We start from the raw sequence: 6,935 nt of genomic DNA on the forward strand, positions 1-6,935 counted from the left end.
CGTCAACAGCTGCCCATTCCTATCACCATGAAACACCTTTTGGCACTCCTCCCCCTCAGCTTGGGATTAATTGCCCTCACCCCCGTAAATTTGCCCCTAGAACGCCTTGAAATCTCACAATTAGGAACATCTACGGGATACGATGAACGACTGCCAAAGGACAAAAAAACCCTACTACAAGCGATCGATCATAGTTTACGTTATCTGAATAGCTCGGCGGCGATCCGCGCCTATCAAAATTATCCTATTCCTGAAATAACTCGTCAGCGAGTGCAGCGTTCCTTAGTACGTTTTCGTCAATTAGTGCAGAATTCTCCCACTCCCGCAGCTCTACAAAAGGCAGTTAAAAAAGAATTTATTTGGTATCGTTCTTTGGGTAATGATAGTCAGGGAAATGTTAAGTTTACTGGTTATTTTGAGCCAATTTATCAAGCAAGTCGGCAAAAAAACGCCGAGTATAAATATCCTCTCTATCGCCAACCTGCTAACTTTTCTCGCTGGTCTAAACCCCATCCAGCTAGGGTAGAATTAGAGGGAAAAGATGGTTTACTAGGGGAAAATAGCCGTCTAGCGGGATACGAATTAGTCTGGTTAAAAGATCGCTTAGAAGCTTATTTAGTTCATGTGCAAGGTTCGGCAAAATTACGTTTACCTAATGGTCAAATTATGAGCATCGGTTTTGATGGCAATACCGAGCATCCCTACACAAGTCTGGGAAAAGAAATGATTGCCGATGGTATTTTTCCTGCTGAGGGTTTAACCTTACCAATGGTTTTGGATTTTCTCAGAAGTAATCCTGAGCAATTAAAGAATTATATTCCCCGCAATAATCGGTTTATTTTCTTTCGAGAAACCCACGGTGCGCCTCCCACTGGTAGTATTGGAGTTCCGGTTTTACCAGAAAGATCGATCGCTACAGATAAAAGTATTTTTCCCTCCGGTGCTTTAGCGGTAATTGAGACAGAAATTCCCCAGGAAAATCTTAATAAAAAATTAGTGAGTCGCTATGTTCTCGATCAAGATACTGGCAGCGCGATTAAAGGTACTGGGAGGGTAGATATTTTTATGGGAACAGGAAAAAATGCTGGCGATAAAGCTGGTTTAGTTAATACCCCCGGTCAGTTATATTATTTATTATTGAGGGAATAGGAAATAGTATAGGTAGAATTAAGATAGACTTCCCAGAATCGGTTATCATACTTAAGTGATAATTTAAACAATAGAATCATGAAAAAAAACGTAAATATAGATTGGTCGGATTGTGGTCCAATTACTTTAGTAGTCGTGCAGCCGACTTCTTTTTGTAATCTCAATTGTGATTACTGTTATTTACCCGATCGCCATTTAAAAAATACCCTATCCTTAGATTTAATCGAGCCGATTTTTCAGAGGGTTTTTAGTAGTCGTTTTCTCCAAGATAATTTTACCATTTGCTGGCACGCGGGTGAACCCTTGGCAGTTCCCATTAGTTTTTATGAAAGTGCTTTTGCTAAAATTGCAGAAGTTAGCGAGAAATATAATCAGCAGGGTTACTGTTTTCGTCATTCGGTACAAACTAACGCCACTTATATTAACGATGCTTGGTGTCAATTATTTAAAAAGCATGATGTTTATGTGGGAGTCAGTCTTGATGGACCGGCTTTCATTCATGATATCCACCGGCAAAACCGCAAAGGAACTGGTAGTCATGCTGCTACGATGCGGGGGATTTCTTTCTTGCAAAAACATGAAATTGATGTTAGTATCATCGCTGTTTTAACGGAAGATTCTCTCGACTATCCCGACGAAATTTTTAACTTTTTTTGGGATCATGGTCTTACCGATGTGGCTTTTAATATGGAAGAAACCGAGGGTATTCATTCGCAATCTTCCTTAGATAAATTAGGTATTGAACAACGTTATCGCCAGTTTATCGCCAGATTTTGGCAGTTAGTCACGGCCAAACAAGGAGAATTTAAGCTGCGGGAATTTGAATCGATCTGTAGTTTGATTTATGCGGATGAACGCTTAGAAAATACTGATATGAATCGACCTTTTATGATTGTCAATTTTGATAATCAAGGTAATTTTTCCACCTTTGATCCTGAATTACTATCGATTAAAACCCAACCCTACGGCGATTTTATCTTTGGTAATGTTTTGACGGATTCCCTAGAATCTATCTGTGAAACTGAGAAATTTCAAAAAATTTACGCTGATATGCGCGGTGGAGTCGATTTATGTCGTCAAAAATGCGATTATTTTGGCGTTTGCGGGGGGGGTGCCGGTAGTAACAAATATTGGGAAAATGGCACTTTCAACTCCACAGATACTAAAGCCTGTTTATACCGGATTAAGTGTATCACCGATATAGTTCTCGATCGCCTAGAAAATTTATTAGAAGTTTAGGGGAGTGGGGTGTTAGGGTTTGGGGTGTGGGGTGTGGGGAGTTTTCTCAGTGAACTGATAACTGATAACTGATAACTGACTCCTATCTCCTGACTCCTGACTCCTGACTCGGAGATGATCGACTTCCCAAAACGAAAACTTCCTACCTCAATATTAAGATAACTGCTATAGCTTAGTTCTAGATTTTAAAAATTGCCTAGAGGATAATTTATACTTAAAATCAGCAACGCCCAAATATGAACTCTGACTCGAACTGCCAAACCCATCTCAGAAATAGTCAATCATCGGCATTATTCTACCTTTCCCAAGAATTAACTAATAGATAAACAAGGACAATTAACCAAATTGTATTTTGAAAAATTGACCAGTAAGGACTAGCTAAATTTTGAATACTTAGGGGCAGCCAAAGAGTTAATCCCACTAAAGACACAATAATTATATTTAAGCGATATGGATAACTAAAAGCTAGGGTTAGTAAAGCCAAGAGTAAAAAAACTAACATCAGATCGTCGTAGGGGCGATGATAGGTGAAAACCCGACCAATAACTGCAGCAGAGGCAAACAGGGTTAATAGAGAAGTATGCTGTAATTTTTGGAAAATCACGATACCTAGAACTAAGCCAATTGTGGTTAATAAAACAAGAGTTATTTCTGTACTGATTCCGAATTTCATGATAATATTAATACTTGAAACACCATCATCTGCCACATATTTGATCTGATTTAAAAAGTTACCGATTACTTTCTCAAAGTTTAATCTAGTGGTGTGAGCGATAGCAAAAGTAGCCGAGATAATATAGACAAAAGCGAGAATTACCGTTTTAAACTTTCTCTTAATTACTAAACTCAAAAGATAGGGTGCCGAGATGTTAGGTTTAACGAGAGCAATGCCCATAAATATCCCCGCTAGATAATTTTTATTGGCTTGTAATAACCAGTAAACAATTATTAAAAAAGCATTGACAATTAAACCATATTGCCCATTATTAAGGGTGGTACAGTTACTACTAATGGCCAGAGAAGTAAACACAAAAAAATAGGCAGCCATTCGGCCAAAAGGCAAACCTAATTGATAGGCAAAACGGCTTAAAATGCCCAGAGAAATCAGATTTAAAAAAACGTGATAGAAACGGGTTAAAGTCGAAGAAATAGGGGGAAACATGAAAAATCCCGTCAAAAAAGCCCAGGGTGGATAGCCACCGGAGCGAATTCTCCCCAATTCTGCATTAATATCGGCGGGATTCATGCGATAGGGATAAATTCCCAGATAAATATACTGTTGTTCTTGCCAACGTTCTAATAAATCTCTGGCACCAGAGGGACTACTATCAAAAGCTAGGGTATAAAATCCTTTAGCTAAGTAGGCAACAGCCAGCCAAGCAAAAATAAGCGTAAGAATCGATAAAATTGGCTGTTTTTTGGCAAAAATCATGGCTTTATTCAGGAACATACTTCGCAAAAATCAGCAACTCCTTGACAAGATAGCAAATCTGAGCCTCAATATACATTGAACTTGACCAAAAAACGATGAATGAGTTTTTTAATAATTCCTTAATTTCTATCATTATTCCAGTCTATAGAGGCGGAGAAGCCTTTAATAACTGTTTAGCCAGCTTATCCACCAGTTTACTCGCCCCCAGGGAGGTTATTGTCGTGGTTGATGGAAATGACCCCCAATCCTATGAAACTGCGGTCAGTTTTGGAGCAGAAGTCTTACAGTTAGAAAGCAATCAAGGGCCAGCAGTGGCAAGAAATCAAGGGGCGGCCATGGCTAGGGGTGATATTCTCTTTTTTATGGATGCAGATGTGACTATTCATCCCGATACTTTAGCAAAAATCGCCCAAGTATTCCATCAAGATTCTACCCTAGCGGCGCTGATTGGTTCCTACGATGACCAACCTGGGGCGGTCAATTTTCTTTCCCAGTATAAAAACCTTTTTCATCATTACAATCATCAAATTGGTTGCGAGGAGGCTTCCACTTTTTGGGGAGCTTGTGGAGCGATTAAACGGGATATTTTCGAGAAAATAGGCGGTTTTGAGGAAAGTTATCTTTATCCCTCTATTGAAGATATCGAACTGGGTTATCGTCTCAAAGCTCACGGCTGCCGGATTCGTTTGTGTAAAGATATCTACGTTAAACATCTCAAACATTGGACGGTTTCTTCCCTGTTGAGAGCCGATTTTTTCTATCGCGCCCTACCCTGGACAGAATTAATTCACCGTCAGCAAAATTTTGTTAATGACCTTAATTTACAATGGTCTAGTCGTTGGAGTGTGGTATTGGTTTATACACTTTTATTTTTACTGCTGGCCAGTTTATGGTATTATTATTTGCTTTTGGGCGTGGCTGTGTTAGCATTGGGCTTAATTCTCTTAAACTTACCTGTTTATCAGTTTTTTCGACAAAAGCGAGGATTATCTTTTGCTATGCTAACTTTGCCTTGGCACTGGTTATATTATCTCTACAGTGGTCTGGCTTTCGTCCTTGGTACGGGACGCTATTGGCTGCAACGTCTGGCTTGAGTTGACAGGCATTTTGACAAAATAAACGACAAATTCCTGATTCATATAAACTATGAAAACAGTAAATCAACTCAATTCTCCCCATACCGTCGTCATTGGTGGCGGTCCGGCCGGATTAACGGCCGCCTATTGTCTAGCCAAACACGAACTACATTCAATTGTACTAGAAAAAGGCGATCAAGTTGGGGGCATTTCCCGCACCGAAACCTACAAGGATTATCGCTTCGATATCGGTGGTCATCGCTTTTTTACCAAAGTTCCCGAAGTGCAACATTTGTGGCGGGAAGTGTTAGGGGATGATTTTATCAAAGTTCCCCGTTTATCACGGATTTACTATCAGGGTAAATTTTTTAGTTATCCCTTGGAACCCATGAATGCTGTTAGTAATTTAGGGTTTATCCAGAGTCTATTAATTGTTTATAGTTACTTCAAAGTTAAATTTTATCCTTTACCCCTAGAAGAAAATTTTGAACAATGGGTGACTAATCGCTTTGGTCAACGGTTGTATGAAACTTTTTTTAAAAGTTATACCGAAAAAGTTTGGGGTATTCCCTGCACCCAAATTCGTGCCGATTGGGCGGCACAACGTATTCAAGGATTATCCTTAAAAAAAGCCGTCATTAACGCCGTTTTTGGTGACAATGACACTAAAACTATAATCAAAGAGTTTGATTATCCGCTGCTTGGACCGGGGATGATGTGGGAGCGTTTTCAAGAAAAATTAGAAGTACAAGGTTGTCCTGTGTGGCTAGATACGGAAGTCATTAAAGTCAAAAGAAAGGGTCAAAAAATTACCAGTATTATCATCAAAAAAGGCGAGGAAATATCCGAGATTACTGGGGATCATTTTATCAACACGATGCCAATTACTGCCCTGATGCACCGTTTAGACCCCTTACCACCTGAAAAAGTGTTACAAGCGGCAAGAGGATTAAAATATCGGGATTTTTTGATTGTTCCCATTGTGGTTAACCAAGAACACCTATTTCCGGATAACTGGATTTATATTCACAGTCCCGAATTTCAAGTGGGACGCATTCAGAATTTTAAAAACTGGAGTCCGAAAATGGTTCCCGACCCGAAGAAAACTTGCTTAGGCATGGAGTATTTTTGTAGCGAGGGTGATAAATTATGGGAAATGGATAATCAGAGTTTGATTCGTTTGGCTAGTCAAGAAATAGTTAATCTCGGGTTAGTTGATGACATCAATAAAGTGGAAGACGGAACGGTGATTCGACAAAAGAAAGCCTACCCCGTTTATGATGACGAATACCAACAACATTTACTGGTGCTGCAAAACTATGTCGATAGTTTGGAAAATCTGCAATCTGTGGGCAGAAATGGGATGCACCGCTATAATAATCAAGACCATTCCATGTTATCGGCTATCCTGGCTGTCGAGAATATTATGGGAGCGAATCATAACCTCTGGAAAGTCAATACTGAGCGTTCTTACCATGAGGAATTTATGACGAAATCTGAGGGAGCATCTCACCTTTGTAACCTAAGCACAAATTTATTACTTAAGTAAGCTTTAAGCAACTTCATCCTGATACACTTTGGGATAATTTTCGATTGATAATTCTAATACTTCTACACCATTGGTAATAGCCTCTTCATAGGAATCGCCATGAGTTCGCCATTTTTGACCAATAAAGTCTGGAAATCCTACTAGATAGCAGTTGTCCTCTTCTGACCATTGAATGATTATTGTATATTTGAGTTTATTCATTTTCTTGTTTCCTTTTGACTTCTTAGATGGCGTTTAAAACTTCTTTTTCTAAATAAATTTTAGCATCTGAGCTATCTTTCCCTGAAAGGGTAATTCTTCCTTCATATAAAGAATGAAAAAGCTCTTAAAAAGACGATGTAATCGGGAGCAAGTCAGTTTTGCCAGAACATAAATACTATTCAATAGCTAAAGACTGTTATTTAGGTAAGCACAGCGGTGTTTAAGCACTTGAGGGATATTTTCTTCATTCCACTGGGCTCCAGAAATTTTCAGTCGTCGGTCAATCTGT

6 protein-coding genes are annotated in these 6,935 nt (G+C 39.2%); 4 read left to right on the forward strand and 2 right to left on the reverse strand.

Annotated elements, in window-relative coordinates:
- Window positions 1–27: 27 nt before the first annotated feature.
- Entirely contained in the window at window positions 28–1,149 is a 1,122-nt protein-coding gene (locus tag IQ224_RS04740; protein ID WP_002740505.1) for a murein transglycosylase A, read from the forward strand.
- Window positions 1,150–1,227: 78 nt separating this feature from the next.
- Window positions 1,228–2,388 (forward strand): cyclophane-forming radical SAM/SPASM peptide maturase GrrM/OscB, encoded by a 1,161-nt coding sequence (gene grrM, locus IQ224_RS04745; RefSeq protein WP_194032630.1) that lies wholly within the window; start codon window positions 1,228–1,230, stop codon window positions 2,386–2,388.
- 295 nt (window positions 2,389–2,683) lie between these two features.
- On the opposite strand, the gene IQ224_RS04750 is transcribed toward grrM, so the two are convergent.
- Window positions 2,684–3,838 carry a glycosyltransferase 87 family protein gene (locus IQ224_RS04750; protein WP_228036097.1) on the reverse strand — a complete coding sequence of 385 codons (1,155 nt, stop codon included), beginning with the start codon at window positions 3,836–3,838 and terminating at the stop codon, window positions 2,684–2,686.
- 77 nt (window positions 3,839–3,915) lie between these two features.
- Here IQ224_RS04750 and IQ224_RS04755 point away from each other — a divergent pair, with 77 nt between their 5' ends.
- Together IQ224_RS04755 and IQ224_RS04760 are read left to right on the forward strand one after the other, a co-directional pair.
- Window positions 3,916–4,914 carry a glycosyltransferase family 2 protein gene (locus IQ224_RS04755; protein ID WP_002740515.1) on the forward strand — a complete coding sequence of 333 codons (999 nt, stop codon included), beginning with the start codon at window positions 3,916–3,918 and terminating at the stop codon, window positions 4,912–4,914.
- Window positions 4,915–4,966: 52 nt separating this feature from the next.
- Window positions 4,967–6,445 carry an NAD(P)/FAD-dependent oxidoreductase gene (locus IQ224_RS04760; RefSeq protein WP_002740516.1) on the forward strand — a complete coding sequence of 493 codons (1,479 nt, stop codon included), beginning with the start codon at window positions 4,967–4,969 and terminating at the stop codon, window positions 6,443–6,445.
- Between the two features lie 3 nt (window positions 6,446–6,448).
- Here the strand turns inward: IQ224_RS04760 and IQ224_RS04765 are convergent, their stop codons facing one another.
- Window positions 6,449–6,646 carry a type II toxin-antitoxin system HicB family antitoxin gene (locus IQ224_RS04765; protein ID WP_002740518.1) on the reverse strand — a complete coding sequence of 66 codons (198 nt, stop codon included), beginning with the start codon at window positions 6,644–6,646 and terminating at the stop codon, window positions 6,449–6,451.
- Window positions 6,647–6,935 lie beyond the last annotated feature (289 nt).

This window comes from Microcystis sp. LEGE 00066 (genome assembly GCF_015207925.1).
Classification (GTDB): domain Bacteria; phylum Cyanobacteriota; class Cyanobacteriia; order Cyanobacteriales; family Microcystaceae; genus Microcystis; species Microcystis ichthyoblabe_A.